This is a genomic window from Ruegeria sp. CF2, from assembly GCF_056537385.1.
In genome coordinates this window covers 41,741-58,255 of the sequence record NZ_JBQFRL010000005.1, presented here as the reverse complement: position 1 = coordinate 58,255, position 16,515 = coordinate 41,741, and the positions used below count along the sequence as shown (strand labels likewise).

The window sequence follows — 16,515 nt, the reverse complement described above, 5'->3', positions numbered from 1 at the left end:
GTCCAATCTGTCCCCGAGCGGGATCGGCAGATTGGACGGTTGTCATGAAGAAGATCGGAATTCTGGGCGGGGTCGGCTGGGCGTCGACAATAGACTATTACCGCGCCATCGCCGAGGGCGCGGGGCGCCATTTTGCAGAACGCGGGCACGGATCACCGCTGCCTGTTCCTCCGATGACCATCGAATCCGTCACCCAGGCCAAAACCCGCGCGCTGCGTGGAACCGCCGGCGACGAAGCAAGCTGGTCCGCGTTCGATGCCGTTTTCCGCGATGCACTGCTGACGCTTGAGCAGGCGGGATGTGATTTTGGCATCATTGCCTCGAACACACCCCACGCCCGTTTGCATGCGATCCGGCAGGGCGTGACCATGCCGATCCTGAGTATCTTTGATGCAACCGCCGTGGCCACCAAAACGACTGGCGCCAAAAGCGCGCTGGTGCTGGGAACCTCGGTCACGATGCAAGCGCGCCACTATGCGGAACGGCTGGCGGCTGAAGGCATCACAGCCAATGACCGGCTTCCAGAGGACCAGATCGCGGAAATGCAGGCCATGATCGACACCGAATTCTATGGCGGTGCCTCGGCCAATGCCCGCGACCGTCTGCTGGCGTTCTGCAACCGACATGCCGCCCCCGGAACCGCGAGCCTGCTGGCCTGCACCGAATTGCCGCTGGCCTTTCCCCAACATCTTGATGACCCGGTTTTCGAGGCCGACGGGCACCTGTTCGTCAATCCCTCGGCCGCCCATGTCGCCGCCGCCTTGAAAGAGGCGCTGGGCGATTGATCACGGCAGCCAGGTGACCTCGCACCCGATCCGGTCGAAGAAGGCCATCAGGTCGTCGCGCGCCATGGCCACCGTCCGGTCGTTGACCAATGGATGCATGTAGATCACCTCCGCGCGCTGCGCCGCGTCGTCCATGAAGAACCGCACATCGTTGCCCACGCCGTTGATCATCGCCAGCGGGCTGACCGCGCCGGGACGGATGCCAAGGTTCTGCATCAGCCGATCCGCCGACCCGAAGGACAGGTTGCCTACACCCAGTTCGGCGCCCAGCGCCTTGAGGTCGATCTCGCGGCTCTGTTCCAGCGTCACCAGGTAGTTCCGCTTTTTCTTGTCGCGCAGATACAGGTTCTTGAGCCGCAACGCGTTTTCGCCCGGCACCATGAACTGATCTTCGACCGCCTTCGACTCTTCGACCGTCCGCAGCGGGACGTGGCTGTGCAGACGATAGGGCAGCCCCCAATCGTCCAACTGCGCCAGCAATGCGTCCGAACTGAGCGGCAATGAGTCCTGAAAGGCGGATGAGGCGTCCATGGTCTTCTCCCGAATATCGCGCCAGTGATGGCCGACGGGGCCAGACGATGCAACCCGGCAAGCGCGGATGGTTGACTCAGGTGGCTAATGGGCCTAAACGCCAACGCAACATCCGGAAGCGTCTGTTCTTCCGGTCCCTTGAGTCGTTCAGGGATCGCCCCCCACCAGCGAGTTTCGCCCGTGGGGGCGTTTGTGCATTGACCCGTCTGCCCCTATCTATGGGGCGCCAACCGACAACCGGCGAAGGAGGCCGAAGGCATGTTTGAAAATCTATCCGAACGCCTCTCTGGCGTCTTTGACCGGCTGACCAAACAGGGCGCCCTGTCCGAGGAAGACGTCAAGACCGCCCTGCGCGAAGTACGCGTGGCGCTGCTTGAGGCTGATGTGTCGCTGCCGGTGGCGCGTGCGTTCGTCAAGAAGGTGCAGGAACAGGCGACCGGCCAGGCGGTGACCAAGTCGATCACGCCGGGCCAGCAGGTCGTCAAGATCGTGCATGACGCGCTGGTCGATACCCTGCGCGGCGAGGAAGACCCCGGCAAGCTCAAGATCGACAACCCGCCCGCGCCGATCCTGATGGTCGGCCTGCAGGGCTCGGGCAAGACGACGACCACCGGCAAGTTGGCGAAACGTCTGAGAGAGAAAGAGGGCAAGAAGGTCCTGATGGCCTCGCTGGACGTCTACCGCCCGGCGGCAATGGACCAGTTGGCGGTGCTGGGCACCCAGATCGGGGTGGACACCCTACCGATCGTTCCCGGCCAGAAACCGGTGGACATCGCCAAGCGCGCCAAACAGCAGGCCACGCTGGGCGGCTATGACGTCTACATGCTGGATACCGCGGGCCGTCTGCATATCGACGAAGTGCTGATGGACGAAGTCGAGCAGGTCCGCAACGTGGTCGACCCGCGCGAGACCCTGCTGGTGGTCGACGGCCTGACCGGTCAGGTCGCCGTCGAGGTGGCCGAGGAGTTCGACGCCAAGGTCGGCATCTCGGGCGTGGTCCTGACTCGGATGGACGGCGACGGGCGCGGCGGCGCGGCACTGTCGATGCGCGCGGTCACCGGCAAGCCCATCCGCTTCGTGGGTCTGGGCGAGAAGATGGATGCGCTGGAAACCTTCGAGCCCGACCGCATCGCGGGCCGAATCCTGGGTATGGGCGACATCGTGGCCCTGGTCGAAAAGGCCCAGGAGACCATGGAGCTCGAGCAGACCGAGCGCATGATGAAGCGCATGATGAAGGGTCAGTTCAACATGAACGACCTGAAGATGCAGCTGGAGCAGATGATCCAGATGGGCGGCATGCAGGGCATGATGGGCATGATGCCGGGCATGGGCAAGATGGCCAAGCAGATGGATCAGGCCGGACTGGACGACCGGATCCTGCGCCAGCAGATCGCCATGATCCAGTCGATGACCAAGAAGGAACGCGCCAACCCCGCGCTGCTGCAGGCCAGCCGCAAGAAACGCATCGCGGCCGGTTCGGGCATGGAAGTCAGCGACATCAACAAGCTGCTCAAGATGCACCGGCAGATGTCGGACATGATGAAGAAGATGGGCAAGATGGGCAAAGGCAAGATGCTGAAACAGGCCATGAAAGGCATGTTCGGCAAAGGCGGGCCCAGCCCCGAGGACATGGCTGCGGGCATGGACCCCAAGGCGCTGGAAGCCGCAGCCAAGGCGATGGGCGGCAAGATGCCCGGCGGCATGCCCGGCATGGGCGGCGGCATGGCCCTGCCCCCCGGCCTGAGCGGGTTCGGAAAGAAGAAGTAAGTGACCGCGCCCGTCGCATATCCTTGGGAGGCTCCGGCCACCGGCCCCGCTGCCGCTCTGTCGGCGCGGCTGGCTGCGGACTTGCCGCGGCTGGAGACTGCGCGGCTGGTGCTGCGCGCGCCGCGGATCGGGGATTTCGACACCTATGCCGACATCCTGATGTCGGACCGCGCCAAACACATGGACGGCCCGTTTGACCGGCAGGCGGCCTGGCTGGATTTCTCGCAATACGTCGCGGGCTGGCTGCTGCGTGGGGCGGGAATGTGGGCCATCGAAGACCGCGCGGGCGGTCAGGTTCTGGGCTTCGTGTCAATCGGCATGGAATTCGGCGACCGCGAACACGAACTGGGCTATCTGCTGACCGAAGCCGCCGAAGGGCGTGGCATTGCAACCGAAGCGGCCGAAGCCGCTCGCGACTTTGCACTGGGGCCGCAGGCCCTGCCGTCGCTGGTCAGCTATGTGGACCCCGACAACGCAGCCTCGGCTCGCGTGGCCGAGCGCCTGGGCGCCCAGCGCGACCTGCAGGCCGAGGCCGGGTTCGACGAGCCGGTTCTGGTCTATCGCCACCTGCCCGGCGACGGCGATGGCGGGATGGAGGCCTACGCATGACGACCTTCGCCATCCCGACCATAGAGACCGAGCGCCTGATCCTTCGGGCACCGCATCCGGACGACCTGCCGGCCATGACAGCCTTCTACGCGACCGAGCGCAGCCACATGGTGGGCGGCCCCAGGGATGCGGCGGGCTGCTGGAACGGACTGGCGAACCGTCTGGGCCATTGGGCGCTGCGTGGCTATGGCCTGTGGCACCTGACCGAAAAGGCCAGCGGTACTTTCGTGGGCTGGACCGGCATGATCTATGTGCCGGGCTGGGACGAACCCGAGCTGGGCTGGACCCTGATGGAACAGGCCGAGGGCAAGGGCCTGGGCTTCGAGGCCGCGCAGGCCGCCCGCGACCATGCGGCGCGCCATCAGGGGCTGAACGGCGTCATCAGCTACATCGCCCACGCCAATGACCGTTCGCGCGCTCTGGCACAGCGTCTCGGCGCGACCTACGAGCGTGAGGGCGAAGTGCTGGGCAAGTCCGCACAGATCTGGCGGCATCCGAAACTCGACACGTCAACGACCGATCTGACCACCGAAAGGACCGGCCAATGAACAATCCCGTGACGCGGGCCGCGGCCTTGCTGAAAGACCACCGCGAAAGTATCGACCGGCTGGATGCGATCCTGGTCTATACGCTGGCCGAGCGGTTCAAGCACACGCAGGCCGTTGGCAAGCTCAAGGCCGAACACGAACTTCCCCCGTCCGATCCCTCGCGCGAGGCCGCGCAGATCGCACGGCTCGAAGACCTGGCGAAAGAGGCGGATCTGGACCCCGATTTTGCCAAGGCTTTCCTGAATTTCATCATTCAGGAAGTCATCCGACACCACAAGAAACACCAGAAGTGAACCCGAGGTTCAACAAACACCAGAAATAGCCGGAGCAATCCGGCCAACGCCATCCAAAGGAGATACCACAATGGCAATGAAAATTCGTCTGGCCCGTGGCGGCTCGAAAAAGCGCCCCTTCTACCGCATCGTTGCAGCGGACAGCCGCATGCCGCGTGACGGCCGCTTCATCGAGAAGCTGGGCACCTACAACCCGCTGCTGCCGAAAGACAGCGAAGAGCGCGTGAAGATGAACATGGAGCGCATCCAGTACTGGCTGGACCAGGGCGCGCAGCCGACCGACCGGATTGCCCGCATGCTGGAAGCCGCCGGCGCCAAAGAGAAAGCCGAGCGCAACAACCCTCAGAAGGGCACCCCGGGCAAGAAAGCCCAGGAGCGCGCCGAAGAGAAAGCCGCCAAGGCTGCTGAAGCCGCAGAGGCTGCTGCCGCTCCGGCCGAAGAAGAAGCTGCTGCTGCAGAAGAGTAAACAGGCGGGCGCGTGCAGGATCAGGCTTTCACCGAAGATTTCCGCACGCAGTTCGATCTGTTGATGCGGCTCCGGCGCGATGTACGCCGGTTCCGCACAGACGCGGTGGACGAGGCAGTGCTGACGCGCTGCCTCGATGCGTTTCAGCTGGCCCCTTCGGTGGGGCTGAGCGAACCGTGGCGCGTGATCCGCGTCGAACGCCCCGCGGCCCGGACCGCGGCGCTGGAGAACTTCAAGGCGGCAAATGACGCGGCGCTGGCGGGCTACTCCGGTGACCGAGCGCAGTTGTACAGCCAGCTGAAACTGTCGGGCATGCAAGAGGCGCCGGTTCAGCTGGCGGTGTTCTGCGATGACGCCACCGACAAGGGCCAGGGGCTGGGCGCAGGCACCATGCCAGAGATGCGCCGCTATTCGGTGGTCTCGGCCGTCACTTTGTTCTGGCTGGCGCTGCGCGCACATGGGCTGGGGCTGGGCTGGGTTTCGATCCTCGATCCCGACCGGCTGGCCCGCGACCTGTCGGTGCCCGAGGGCTGGCGGCTGATCGGCTATTTCTGCGTGGGCTGGCCCGAGGAAAGCTCGGACACGCCCGAACTGGAAACCCATGGCTGGGAGTGCCGCCGCGGCAGCCTCCCGGTGGAAACGCGGTAGGGTGGCATGTTTGGATTGATACGCCTTCCCATCCTGCTGCTGATCGCCTTTATTGTGGGCGTGTTCTTTGAGCGCAGCAATCAACGCGAAGCCTGTGACGAAATCGGTGTCTGGGAAAGTGGAATATGCGTGACAACGGAAATGCCCAATGACTGATCTGATCTGTGTCGGCAGCATCGCCGGGTCCTTCGGCGTACGCGGCGAGGTCCGCCTGAAAAGCTACTGCGCGGTCCCCGAGGATATCGAGACCTACTCCCCTCTGACCGACGAGAGTGGTGCCCAGCGCTATCCGCTGATCATCACCCGCGCGATCAAGAACGGATTTGCCGCGCGTCTGGGCGGGGTCGAAACCAAGGAACAGGCGGACGCCCTGAAGGGGCTGCGCCTTTATGCCCGGCGCGAGCAGTTGCCATCGCTGCCGGATGACGAATTCTATCACGCCGACCTTTTGGGGCTTGAGGTTTATGATACCGGCGGAACCCTGTTGGGGCGCGTCAAATCGGTGCAGAACCACGGCGCCGACGACCTGCTCGAACTGCACGGGCCGGGGCTGAAATCGACTGTGTTCCTGCCATTCACCAAAGCGGCCGTACCCACGGTTGACCTTGAGGCCGGGCGTATCGTCGCCGACCCTCCCGAGGGCCTGCTGTGACGCGGCGCATCCTGCTGCATCTGGGCCTTCACAAGACCGGCACGACCGCCGCGCAATCCTTTCTGTTCGAGAACCGAGCGTTGATCTGGCCGCGCCACGCATTGGTTCTGCCCTATGTCACCCGCAAATCCGGATTATCCGAAGCCGCCACGCGCCATTCGCTGTATGGGACATTCGGTACGCTGTCCGAATTCGGCAATCGCTGGCGCGAACTTCTGGCGACGCTGGATTTCGGGGAAAAGCGCGGCCTGATCCTGAGCGAGGAGAACTTCTCGGGGCTTCGCCCCAGCCGCAATCTGGTTGTGGGATACGCCGAAGCCCCTGATCTGGCCGCCTGCCTGGTCGATACGCTGCGCAACCGGCTGGTCGGGTCGGAACTGGACATCACCGTATATCTCTCGCTGCGCCAGCGCGGCAGTTGGATCCGCAGTCTCTGGGCCCATGATCTTCAGCGCACGCGGCTGGTGCAGGATTTCGACACGTTCCGCGAGAGGCTCGAAGAGCTCCCTTCGCTGCAGCAGACTGCGGACGCCGTTCGTGATCGGCTGCCCTCGGTTCGAGTGCAGACCGAATGGCTGGAAGACCTGCGTGAGCGCAGCTTTGGCCCCGGCACACCTTTTGCCGAATTCCTGGACCTGCCGCCCGAGAAGGCCACCCTGCTGGTCAAGCCCACTCGGTCAAACCCGGCATTGCCGCAAGAAGCGCTGTCCGAAATGCTCGAGTTGAACCGATCGGGGCTGGACGAGGCGGCGCTGGTCCGACAGAAAGCCCGCATCGTCGAACGCGCTCAAATCAGTCTGACCACGAACACATGACGGACAAACCTGCAAAGTCATATGGCCGCAAGGCTATTCGCCCCACGCTGAAACCGCGTGAGCTGCTGACGCCCACGCCGGACCTGCATGGCGTGTGGAAGGCCAAGGTGATCACGCTGTTCCCATCTGCCTTTCCCGGCGTCTTGGGCGAAAGCCTGATCGGCAAGGCGCTGCAGGAGGGGCTGTGGCAACTGGAAACGGTCGATCTGCGGCAGTTCGGTGTCGGCAAGCATCGCAATGTCGACGACACGCCCGCAGGCGGCGGTGCCGGCATGGTGTTGCGGCCGGATGTACTGGGGGCCGCCATTGATCACACTATGGATGGGGTACAGGGCAACTGGCCGCTGATTTACCTCAGCCCGCGCGGGCGCCGGATGGATCAGCGCATGATGCAGAACTTGGCCCGTTGCGATGGCATGACCCTGTTGTGTGGCCGGTTCGAAGGCGTGGATGAGCGGGTGTTGGAGCATTACGGCATCCAAGAGGTCTCGCTGGGTGATTTCGTAATGACCGGGGGCGAGATCGCCGCGCAGGCGCTGATCGACGCCACCGTGCGACTGCTGCCCGGGGTTCTGGGAAATCAGGCCTCGACCGAGGAAGAGAGCTTTTCGTCCGGCTTGCTGGAACACCCGCAATACACTCGGCCAGCCGAGTGGAACGGGCGCGAAATCCCCCCGATCCTGATGTCTGGACATCATGGGCGCATCGCCGAATGGCGTCACCAGATGGCGGAAGAGATTACCCGCACGCGCCGCCCGGACCTGTGGGATGCCTACCTGAAGGCGCGCGGGGAAGCCGACGATTAGGGTGCGCCCGCCTTCCAACGCGCCCAAATATCAGGTGAGCCGTTGAAGGCGTTGATGTCCACCCGCCCCTGCACACCGGGAACCAAACCGGTGCCCGTATACTGCCAGAAACGCCAGACTGCCTTGGGATAGACATTGCGCGGATGCCCCGCGACCGAGCGCAGCCAGAACTCGGTCTTTGGCAGCCGTCCGATATCTGTGTCCTCGTAGAAATCGACCGTGGTGTAGACGATCGGCCGGCGACCGTAGTGTCGCTCCAATATGTCGAGGAACCTTTCCGCCTCAGCCCGCACCGTCTTGCCATCGGGGCGCAGGGTGCAGGTCTTGGAATGGGGGGTCCATTCCATGTCCAGCACATGCGGCAGGTCGGCCCCTCGGGGAACGTTGCGAATGAACCAACGGGCCTGTTCGGCCGCGGGGCGGCAGAAGTAGTAATAGTGATATGCACCCCACGGAACCCCCGCGGCCCGGGCGCCCTGACTGTGATCCTGGAACATCGGATCGGCCACGTCGCCCCCTTCGGTCGCCTTTATGAACACGAAACTGACCCCCGAGGCCTTGGCCTGACGCCAGTCGATCGGCCCCTGCCAGCGCGAGACGTCGAGCCCATGCACGGGATAGTGCTCGGGCCGCCGCCGCTCCCAGTCATGCGGGTCGGCATCCGCAAAGGCGGGGTACAGAACCGAAGGCCCGGAAAGTCCCGCAACCACCGGTTGGTCTACGATTTGGGGCGCCGGCGCACGACGCCCGCAAGACATCAGTGCCAGTGCAAGAACCACGCAGAAAATCGCTTTGCTCATCCTGTTGCTCTGCCTCTAAACCTGCTCGTGAATTATGATCCAGAATGCCCGATCCCCGGCACAAGGCAACGCCGCGGTACAGGTGACGGCGGATTCCCACCAAATCCACCGCGATTTGGCCTGAAATCCGGCGATTTGGGCTTGATATGCACGTCCGACTTCACTAAACGGGCGCAATCCGGTGCCGCCTTTGGGGCGACTCCGGTGTTTTGGGTTGATCGCAGGAACGCACCTGCCTTTCTTCGGATCAGGGAAGCTGTGGAATAACCCGGACCAAAAGGAACATTCGACCTGACCTCTGGCGGGCTGCAGATCGCGGGACCCGGAGAAGACCAAGAGCTCTCAGATCGTGCCCAACTTCGTGGACCAACCACGAGCAGATAGGAGTAACTGCGATGGACCTGATCGCACAGCTTGAGGCGGAACAGATTGCCGCCCTGGGGAAAGACATCCCCGACTTCAAAGCCGGTGACACCATCCGTGTCGGCTACAAGGTGACCGAAGGCTCGCGCACCCGTGTGCAGAACTACGAAGGCGTCTGCATCGCGCGCAAAAACGGCGACGGCATCGCCGGATCGTTCACCGTTCGCAAGATTTCGTTTGGCGAAGGCGTGGAGCGTGTGTTCCCGCTGTATTCGACCAACATCGACAGCATCACCGTTGTCCGTCGTGGCCGCGTCCGTCGCGCCAAACTGTACTATCTGCGTACCCGTCGCGGTAAATCCGCCCGTATCGCAGAAGTCACCAACTACAAGCCCAAGGCTGGCGCCGAGGCGTAAGGAGCGGAAAGATGAAAAAAGACATCCATCCCGACTACCACATGATCGACGTCAAACTGACCGACGGCACCGTGATTCAGATGAAATCGACCTGGGGCGCCGAAGGCGATCAGCTGGCCCTGGAAATCGACCCCTCCTCGCACCCCGCGTGGACCGGTGGCTCGTCGCGCCTGATGGACGCAGGCGGTCGCGTGTCGAAGTTCAAAAAGAAATACGAAGGCCTGGGTTTCTGAACCAGCGCCTTTGCGGAAATTCCAAGGCCGTCCCCGAGGGGGCGGCCTTTTTCGTTGGCCGCTTCTATTGCGCGACCGGCACGTCTAGGTCAAAGACGATGATCCCGTCGGCACCATTCTGACACAGATCACACAGCTGACCGCCCAACCGGCGGTGTGTCGGGTGTTCGGCGTAAGCCTGCACGGCGGGTCGATCCGCAAAGCGGATCACGAACCCATCGCGATAGTCCTGCGACTTTCCTTCGAAATCGAGATTGGGGCCGCTTTCAAAGGCCAAGGCCCCGTCCAGATCAGCGCATAGCTCGGCCAGGCCGGTCAGAACGGCGCGACGCGCGTCCTGCGGTGCATCTGATCGGAATGTGAAGAACACGCAGTGCAATATCATGATGTCGGTTCCTGGTTGGGCAAAGTTAGATCCAGTAGGCCAAGGCGAGCGGCAGCACGAGGATCGTCGTCAGGGTTGAGACCATGATGTACCCGGCCACTTCCGGACCATATTCCGGAACATGCTTGTCGATGAACAGGTATGTCGCAACCGAAGACGGCATCAGGCAGCACAGGATCAACGCTCCGCGTTCGACCCCGGTAAAGCCGAACAGCCAGACAAGCGTGGTGGCGATCCCGGCTGCCAGAACGAGATGCAGACCTGTCAGAACGACTGCCCGGCCAAGGCTGCCCGTCCGAAGCGTGGCCAGCGTGTGACCAAGTGTCAGCAACATCAGCGGGATCGACAGCCCGCCCAGGATGTCAAAGGATTTGGCGATCGGTTGCGGCAGGGCAGAACCCGTAGCCATCAGCGTCAGCGCGATGACAACCGCATAGATGATCGGAGACGTTGCAAGCTTGCGGGCCGAGAACTCTCCAGCCGGGATCCACATGCCGACCGTGAAAATGCTCACTAACACCACGACGACAAAAGCCATCGTATAGGCCATGCCCGCATCGCCCAGTGCCAGCAGAGTGACTGGCAATCCGATATTGCCCACATTGCCATGCATCAGCGGGGTCAGAAACGCCCGCACCGGCCAGCGCAACAGTCGCAACGCCAGAAACCCGAGCACGCCGAATGCCACAATGGCGAGGGCAGCAGCCGCCATCATGTCCAGAAACGTGGCAATCTGGATCTTGGTGGCGGACAGATGAGAGATGATCAGTGTCGGATATCCCACCTTCGAGACAATCCCGCCGATCACCTTGTTGTCGAACGGTGCGCGCGCGACCGCCAGCCCGTACCCCACACCGGCACAGATCAGCACCGGCAGAACGATGTTCAATACGTTCAGGAATACGTGCTCCAAGCCGGGTCCTTGCGTCCAAGTCAGTTTGCAGACTGTGGCGACGGACGCCCCGTTTGGCAACAACCAAGCGTCAAGCTGCGGGTATCGCGAAAAAATCCAACTTAGACACTGATATTGTACCGCAGACCCTACAGGACCGCTTTTCTTCGCGGATCACACAACATATAGTGGGTTCAAACAACGTGTAGGCAAACACGGCGCGACTTGGGAATACAGGTATGGCACATATCATCGTTGTGGGGAACGAAAAGGGCGGCGCAGGCAAGTCGACGGTTTCCATGCATGTTGCAACCGCGCTTGCGCGTTTGGGCAACAAGGTCAGCACCCTGGATCTGGACCTGCGGCAGCGCAGCCTGGGCCGCTATTTCGAGAACCGCCGCAATTTCCTTTCCACGGAAAAGCTGGAGCTGCCCAGCCCGCGCCACCATGACCTGCCCGAGATCGACGCAAGCAAGCTCAAACCCGGCGAGAACATCTATGACCACCGTCTGTCGGCCGCCGTGGCCGAGTTGGAAAGCGACAGCGATTTCATCCTGATCGACTGCCCCGGCTCGCACACAAGGCTGAGCCAGGTGGCTCATTCGCTGGCCGACACGCTGATCACGCCGCTGAACGACAGTTTCATCGATTTCGACCTGCTGGCCCGGATCGACTCGAAGGGCGAAAAGATCCTCGGGCCCTCGGTCTATTCCGAGATGGTCTGGAACGCGCGGCAATTGCGGGCTCAGGCCGGGCTGAAACCGATCGATTGGGTGGTGGTGCGCAACCGCGTGGGCACCCAGCGCATGGTCAACAAGGAAAAGATGCAGCGCGCCATCGAGATGCTGTCGCAGCGCATCGGCTTCCGCGTCGCCTCGGGCTTTTCCGAGCGTGTGATCTTTCGCGAACTGTTCCCGCGCGGGCTGACGCTGCTGGACCTCAAGGATATCGGGGTGAAACAGCTCAATATTTCGAACATCGCTGCCCGTCAGGAATTGCGCGACATGATGCGTGAACTGAACCTGCCCGGGGTCGAGATCGACTTCTAGGCCGTCGGCGCGTAGATCGTGAACAGCTCTTTGGGTTCGGGCACGCCGCGCAGCATATAGCGCCCGACCGAGATCAGGTCCTGTTCGCAGGGCTGAGCGGCACGGGCCACGTCATCCGAGATCAAGATACGCCGGTCCAGCGAGCGGTGCATGCCTGCGATACGCGCGGCCTGGTTCACCGCCGGTCCGATCACGGTGAAATCCAGCCGGCTTTCAGCACCGATATTGCCATAAAGGATCTCGCCCGAATGCAAGGCAAGTGTGAAATTGGCGACCGGCAGGCCGGCGGCGGCCCGTTCCGCGTTGAGCTCGGCCATACGCGTCTGCAGAACACCAACGGCGGCCAGCGCGGCGCGGGCGTCCTCGTCGATCTCGCCCACGTCGAACATGGCCATCAGCCCGTCGCCCATGAATTTCAGGATATTGCCGCCACAATCCTGAACGACCTCGACCGCCACGGCCAGATAGTCGTTCAGCATGGCGATGATGTCCGACCCGGGAAGGCGTTCGGCCAGGCCGGTAAAGCCCTCGAGGTCGAAGTTCCAGATCACGGCGTCGATCTGCTGCAAAGATCCGCGCCGGATTTCCCCCGACAGCACGCGCCGACCCGCATCCCGCCCCAGATAGACGCGCAGCAGATCCTGCGCCATTTTCCGGTTCGAGGCCGATTTCAAGGCCAGCCCCAGATGCGGCAGAGCATATCGGATCAGATCCAGGTGAATGTCGTCGAACCCCTCGGCATGGTCCGTCGTCCACGACATCAAGACCCCCTCGGGCATCTGGTCCAGGGCGATCCGGTTTTCGGGCTCGACCTTCTGCAGAACCAGACCGGATGCAAAGTAGTCTGTGGCACCTTTCTGGTGCAGTTCGTTCAAAAACGGAAATCGGCTGGGTTCGTTCTGGTCTTTCAACCTTTCACGCAGTTCCTTCGCACCGGACTGCAGCATCTCGTAGAGCGGGCTGGAAACCCACTGATCAGGCAATTCCTCGCGGTGCTCGTAATTCTCGACGCTGCCCCCTTCGTCCCGGTACCAGTTGAAACCGGTGCCGCCGTAAGTGGGGTGATAGGCGCTCTGGGCGGCGTGAAAGCGCATCAGGGGAACGCCCGCATCCACAAGCCGCAGGCAATAACCTTCGAGTATTTCCGACTGTTCGGCCCCTTCCAGCCCCCGGTCCAGCAACCATCCAATCAGATCATCGGCGCGGGCTTTGGGGTCGGTGGATGACATCTTGGGGCTCCGTCTGGTCTGATCCCCACTTGGGGGCTGCGGGGCCAGATTACCAGAGGTCAGTCCATCCCGGCCAGCCGCCGCAGCATCATCCGCAACAGCGCCGCCTCGCCCGTGGTGAACATGCCCGTCAGCCGGGCGTCATAGTCGCGGGCGATGTCGCGCAATTCGCGGTACACCGTCAGACCGGCGGGGGTCAGGGTCAGCCGCTCCATCCGGCGGTCGTTTTCATCGCGGGTGCGCCGCAGGTATCGGCGCTGTTCCAGCTTGTACACCGCGCGGCTGATCTTGGTCTTGTGCATCTTGGCACGTTCCCCGATCTGCTTGGCGGTCATCTCTCCGTAATTGCCAAGGTGGAACAACACGCGCCATTCGGTGCGCAGCATCCCATAGCGGTTCTTGTAAACCTTCTGGAAATCCAACGAGCTTTCCTCGGCCGCCTGGTTGAGCAGGAAGGGCAGGAAATTTCGCAGGTCGAAGTCATCTTTTTCGGCGGAATCTGGCTGTGTCATGGTTGTTAGTTACAAAATCAACTATTATCCGACAAGCAGCAAACGGAGGAACCCCGATGAATCGTCCGACTGACCCGCACGCTCTGACCCAAGCCAGCACGCCCGTTGGCACCCATGCAGGCTATATGCCCGGCTTTGGCAATGACTTTGAAACCGAGGCGCTGCCCGGCGCGCTGCCGCAGGGCATGAACAGCCCGCAGAAATGCAACTATGGCCTATATGGCGAACAGCTCAGCGGTACCGCCTTCACCGCCAACCCGCCCGAGCGCACCTGGTGCTATCGCATCCGGCCGTCGGTCAAGCATTCGCACCGCTATGAAAAGACCGACCTGCCCTATTGGAAAAGCGCCCCGAATGTCGATCCGGACGTGATCAGCCTGGGCCAGTACCGCTGGGACGCGGTGCCCCATTCCGACCAGCCGCTGACCTGGCTGACCGGCATGCGCACCATGACCACCGCCGGGGACGTGAACACCCAGGTCGGCATGGCCAGCCACATCTATCTGGTTACCGAATCGATGGTCGACGACTATTTCTTCTCGGCCGATTCCGAGCTTCTGGTGGTGCCGCAGGAAGGCCGGCTGCGTTTTGCGACCGAGCTGGGCATCATCGACCTGGAACCCAAGGAAATCGCCATCATCCCGCGCGGGCTGGTCTACCGCGTCGAGGTTCTGGAAGGCCCCTGCCGCGGCTTCGTCTGCGAGAACTACGGCCAGAAATTCGAGCTGCCGGGCCGCGGCCCGATCGGCGCCAACTGCATGGCCAACCCGCGCGACTTCAAGGCGCCCGTGGCCGCGTTCGAAGATCGCGAAGTGCCCTCGACCGTGACGATCAAGTGGTGCGGCCAGTTCCACACCACCAAGATCGGCCACAGCCCGCTGGACGTGGTGGCCTGGCACGGCAACTACGCGCCCTACAAATACGACCTGCGCACTTATTGCCCGGTCGGGGCGATCCTGTTCGACCACCCCGATCCGTCGATCTTTACCGTGCTGACCGCACCTTCGGGCGTGCCGGGCACGGCCAATATCGACTTCGTCCTGTTCCGCGAACGCTGGATGGTGATGGAGGACACCTTCCGCCCGCCGTGGTACCACAAGAACATCATGTCCGAGCTGATGGGCAATATCTACGGCCAGTATGACGCCAAGCCGCAGGGCTTCGTGCCGGGCGGCATGAGCCTGCACAACATGATGATCCCGCATGGCCCGGACAAGGAAGCCTTTGAAAAGGCGTCCAACGCCAATCTGGGGCCGGACAAGCTGGACAACACCATGTCCTTCATGTTCGAGACCCGCTTTCCGCAGCACCTGACCGCCTTTGCCGCGAACGAGGCGCCGCTGCAGGATGACTACATCGATTGCTGGACGGATCTGGAGAAGAAATTCGACGGCACGCCCGGCAAGAAATGACACCGGTGGCCCCACGGCCACCGCACCGCACAAGGAAACGCAATGTCTGTGATGAAATCCTGGGTGGCCTCGGCCAATGACGCGAACCACCCGTTTCCGCTGAACAACCTGCCTTATGGCGTCTTTTCGACCGAAGGCACCGAACCCCGCTGCGGCGTGGCCATCGGGGACATGATCCTTGATGTGTCCGCCGCCGAGGCCGAAGGGCTGATCACGCTGGGTGACGAGCCGCTGTTCGACCTGCCCTTCTGGAACCCGCTGATGGAGCAGGGACCGGCGGTCTGGGCCGCGCTGCGCGAGCGACTGACCGCCCTGCTGGCGAAAGGTTCGAAAGAACAGGACAAGGTCGAACCGCTGCTGGTTCCGCAGGCCGAGGCCCAACTGCACATGCCCTTTGCCGTCAGCGAATACACCGATTTCTACGCGGGCAAGCACCACGCCACCAATGTGGGCACCATGTTCCGCGGCCCGGAAAACGCGCTGCCACCCAACTGGTTGCACATCCCCATCGGCTACAATGGACGCGCTTCGTCTGTGGTAGTCTCGGGCACCGATATCCGCCGCCCGTGGGGGCAGTTGAAATCACCCGACCATGACCGCCCCGCCTTCCTGCCCAGCCGCCGCTTCGACATCGAGCTGGAGATGGGGGCCATCGTCGGCACCCCGTCCGACGGCCCGATCACCGTGCAGGAGGCAGACGACCACATCTTTGGCTATGTCCTGCTGAACGACTGGTCGGCGCGCGACATCCAGGCCTGGGAATATCAGCCGCTGGGCCCGTTCCAGGCCAAGGCCACCGCCACCTCGATTTCGCCCTGGATCGTGACCAAGGCCGCGCTGGACCCGTTCCGCTGCGACACGCCCCCGCGTGAGGTCGAGTTGCTGGACCACCTCAAGGACTGCGGCCCGATGCTCTATGACATCGAGCTCGAGGTGACGATGGCGCCCGAGGGCAAACCGGCGTCCACCATCGCCCGCACCAATTACAAGGAAATGTATTATTCCTCGGCGCAGCAACTGGCGCATCACACCACCTCGGGTTGCCCGATGAACGTGGGCGACCTGCTTGGCTCGGGCACGATTTCGGGGCCGACGAAGGACAGCCGCGGCTCGCTTCTGGAACTCAGCTGGGGCGGCAAGGAACCCATCACGCTGGAGACCGGCGAAACGCGCAGCTTCATCGAGGACGGCGACACGCTGACCCTGAAGGGCGCTGCCCGGGGCGACGGCTACACGATCGGCTTCGGCGATTGCACCGGCACGGTGCTGCCCGCCCGTGAAGACCCATACGCACGATAAGGAGC

At 62.8% G+C, this 16,515-nt stretch carries 22 protein-coding genes; 16 read left to right on the top strand and 6 right to left on the bottom strand.

Going from position 1 to position 16,515, the window contains the following annotated elements:
* Positions 1–44: 44 nt before the first annotated feature.
* Entirely contained in the window at positions 45–785 is a 741-nt protein-coding gene (locus ACR0IR_RS17470; protein WP_170366225.1) for an aspartate/glutamate racemase family protein, read from the top strand.
* On the opposite strand, the gene ACR0IR_RS17465 is transcribed toward ACR0IR_RS17470, so the two are convergent.
* Complete coding sequence (locus tag ACR0IR_RS17465) at positions 786–1,316, bottom strand: prolyl-tRNA synthetase associated domain-containing protein (RefSeq protein WP_170366223.1); 531 nt, start codon at positions 1,314–1,316, stop codon at positions 786–788. It lies immediately after the preceding gene.
* Between the two features lie 258 nt (positions 1,317–1,574).
* Here ACR0IR_RS17465 and ffh point away from each other — a divergent pair, with 258 nt between their 5' ends.
* The 10 genes from ffh to trmD all read left to right on the top strand — a co-directional run bounded on the left by ffh (position 1,575) and on the right by trmD (position 7,920).
* Positions 1,575–3,083 (top strand): signal recognition particle protein, encoded by a 1,509-nt coding sequence (gene ffh / locus ACR0IR_RS17460; protein WP_170343386.1) that lies wholly within the window; start codon positions 1,575–1,577, stop codon positions 3,081–3,083.
* Entirely contained in the window at positions 3,084–3,692 is a 609-nt protein-coding gene (locus tag ACR0IR_RS17455) for a GNAT family N-acetyltransferase (protein WP_170343385.1), read from the top strand. It abuts the gene before it with no gap.
* Entirely contained in the window at positions 3,689–4,240 is a 552-nt protein-coding gene (locus tag ACR0IR_RS17450; RefSeq protein WP_170343384.1) for a GNAT family N-acetyltransferase, read from the top strand. Before ACR0IR_RS17455 ends, ACR0IR_RS17450 begins: the two co-directional genes overlap by 4 nt.
* A complete protein-coding gene (locus ACR0IR_RS17445; protein ID WP_170342735.1) occupies positions 4,237–4,533 on the top strand; it encodes a chorismate mutase in 297 nt (98 codons plus the stop codon). Before ACR0IR_RS17450 ends, ACR0IR_RS17445 begins: the two co-directional genes overlap by 4 nt.
* Positions 4,534–4,603: 70 nt before the next feature.
* Positions 4,604–4,999 carry a 30S ribosomal protein S16 gene (gene rpsP / locus ACR0IR_RS17440; RefSeq protein WP_093965193.1) on the top strand — a complete coding sequence of 132 codons (396 nt, stop codon included), beginning with the start codon at positions 4,604–4,606 and terminating at the stop codon, positions 4,997–4,999.
* Positions 5,000–5,011: 12 nt separating this feature from the next.
* The gene (gene bluB, locus ACR0IR_RS17435) at positions 5,012–5,647 is read left to right on the top strand and encodes a 5,6-dimethylbenzimidazole synthase (RefSeq protein ID WP_170366221.1); all 636 of its coding nucleotides are present in this window, start codon (positions 5,012–5,014) and stop codon (positions 5,645–5,647) included.
* 6 nt (positions 5,648–5,653) lie between these two features.
* Positions 5,654–5,803, top strand: a complete 150-nt coding sequence (locus tag ACR0IR_RS17430; RefSeq protein ID WP_170366219.1) for a hypothetical protein — start codon at positions 5,654–5,656, stop codon at positions 5,801–5,803.
* Positions 5,796–6,299, top strand: a complete 504-nt coding sequence (gene rimM, locus ACR0IR_RS17425; RefSeq protein WP_093965189.1) for a ribosome maturation factor RimM — start codon at positions 5,796–5,798, stop codon at positions 6,297–6,299. Before ACR0IR_RS17430 ends, rimM begins: the two co-directional genes overlap by 8 nt.
* Positions 6,296–7,114, top strand: coding sequence for a hypothetical protein (locus ACR0IR_RS17420; protein WP_170366217.1), 819 nt, complete (start codon positions 6,296–6,298; stop codon positions 7,112–7,114). Before rimM ends, ACR0IR_RS17420 begins: the two co-directional genes overlap by 4 nt.
* A complete protein-coding gene (gene trmD / locus ACR0IR_RS17415) occupies positions 7,111–7,920 on the top strand; it encodes a tRNA (guanosine(37)-N1)-methyltransferase TrmD (RefSeq protein WP_170366215.1) in 810 nt (269 codons plus the stop codon). Before ACR0IR_RS17420 ends, trmD begins: the two co-directional genes overlap by 4 nt.
* Here trmD and ACR0IR_RS17410 read toward each other — a convergent pair.
* Positions 7,917–8,720, bottom strand: a complete 804-nt coding sequence (locus tag ACR0IR_RS17410) for a glycoside hydrolase family 25 protein (RefSeq protein WP_170366213.1) — start codon at positions 8,718–8,720, stop codon at positions 7,917–7,919. The genes trmD and ACR0IR_RS17410 overlap by 4 nt on opposite strands.
* A gap of 395 nt (positions 8,721–9,115) precedes the next feature.
* On the opposite strand from ACR0IR_RS17410, the gene rplS reads away from it, so the two are divergent.
* On the top strand, positions 9,116–9,499 hold the full coding sequence (gene rplS / locus ACR0IR_RS17405) for a 50S ribosomal protein L19 (RefSeq protein ID WP_093965183.1): 384 nt from the start codon (positions 9,116–9,118) through the stop codon (positions 9,497–9,499).
* Between the two features lie 11 nt (positions 9,500–9,510).
* Positions 9,511–9,732, top strand: a complete 222-nt coding sequence (gene rpmE, locus ACR0IR_RS17400; protein WP_093965180.1) for a 50S ribosomal protein L31 — start codon at positions 9,511–9,513, stop codon at positions 9,730–9,732.
* Between the two features lie 64 nt (positions 9,733–9,796).
* Here rpmE and ACR0IR_RS17395 read toward each other — a convergent pair whose 3' ends face one another.
* Together ACR0IR_RS17395 and ACR0IR_RS17390 are read right to left on the bottom strand one after the other, a co-directional pair.
* On the bottom strand, positions 9,797–10,117 hold the full coding sequence (locus ACR0IR_RS17395) for a Dabb family protein (protein ID WP_170366211.1): 321 nt from the start codon (positions 10,115–10,117) through the stop codon (positions 9,797–9,799).
* A gap of 25 nt (positions 10,118–10,142) precedes the next feature.
* Entirely contained in the window at positions 10,143–11,030 is an 888-nt protein-coding gene (locus ACR0IR_RS17390; protein ID WP_170366210.1) for an AEC family transporter, read from the bottom strand.
* 218 nt (positions 11,031–11,248) lie between these two features.
* On the opposite strand from ACR0IR_RS17390, the gene ACR0IR_RS17385 reads away from it, so the two are divergent.
* Positions 11,249–12,058, top strand: coding sequence for a division plane positioning ATPase MipZ (locus ACR0IR_RS17385; RefSeq protein WP_093965175.1), 810 nt, complete (start codon positions 11,249–11,251; stop codon positions 12,056–12,058).
* Here the strand turns inward: ACR0IR_RS17385 and ACR0IR_RS17380 are convergent.
* Positions 12,055–13,287, bottom strand: coding sequence for an adenylate/guanylate cyclase domain-containing protein (locus ACR0IR_RS17380; protein ID WP_170366208.1), 1,233 nt, complete (start codon positions 13,285–13,287; stop codon positions 12,055–12,057). The genes ACR0IR_RS17385 and ACR0IR_RS17380 overlap by 4 nt on opposite strands.
* 59 nt (positions 13,288–13,346) lie before the next feature.
* Positions 13,347–13,799 (bottom strand): MarR family winged helix-turn-helix transcriptional regulator, encoded by a 453-nt coding sequence (locus ACR0IR_RS17375; RefSeq protein ID WP_170366206.1) that lies wholly within the window; start codon positions 13,797–13,799, stop codon positions 13,347–13,349.
* A 56-nt stretch (positions 13,800–13,855) separates the two neighbouring features.
* On the opposite strand from ACR0IR_RS17375, the gene hmgA reads away from it, so the two are divergent.
* Both hmgA and fahA read left to right on the top strand, forming a co-directional pair.
* A complete protein-coding gene (gene hmgA / locus ACR0IR_RS17370) occupies positions 13,856–15,211 on the top strand; it encodes a homogentisate 1,2-dioxygenase (protein ID WP_170366204.1) in 1,356 nt (451 codons plus the stop codon).
* Between the two features lie 42 nt (positions 15,212–15,253).
* Positions 15,254–16,510, top strand: a complete 1,257-nt coding sequence (gene fahA / locus ACR0IR_RS17365) for a fumarylacetoacetase (RefSeq protein WP_170366202.1) — start codon at positions 15,254–15,256, stop codon at positions 16,508–16,510.
* Positions 16,511–16,515: the final 5 nt, after the last annotated feature.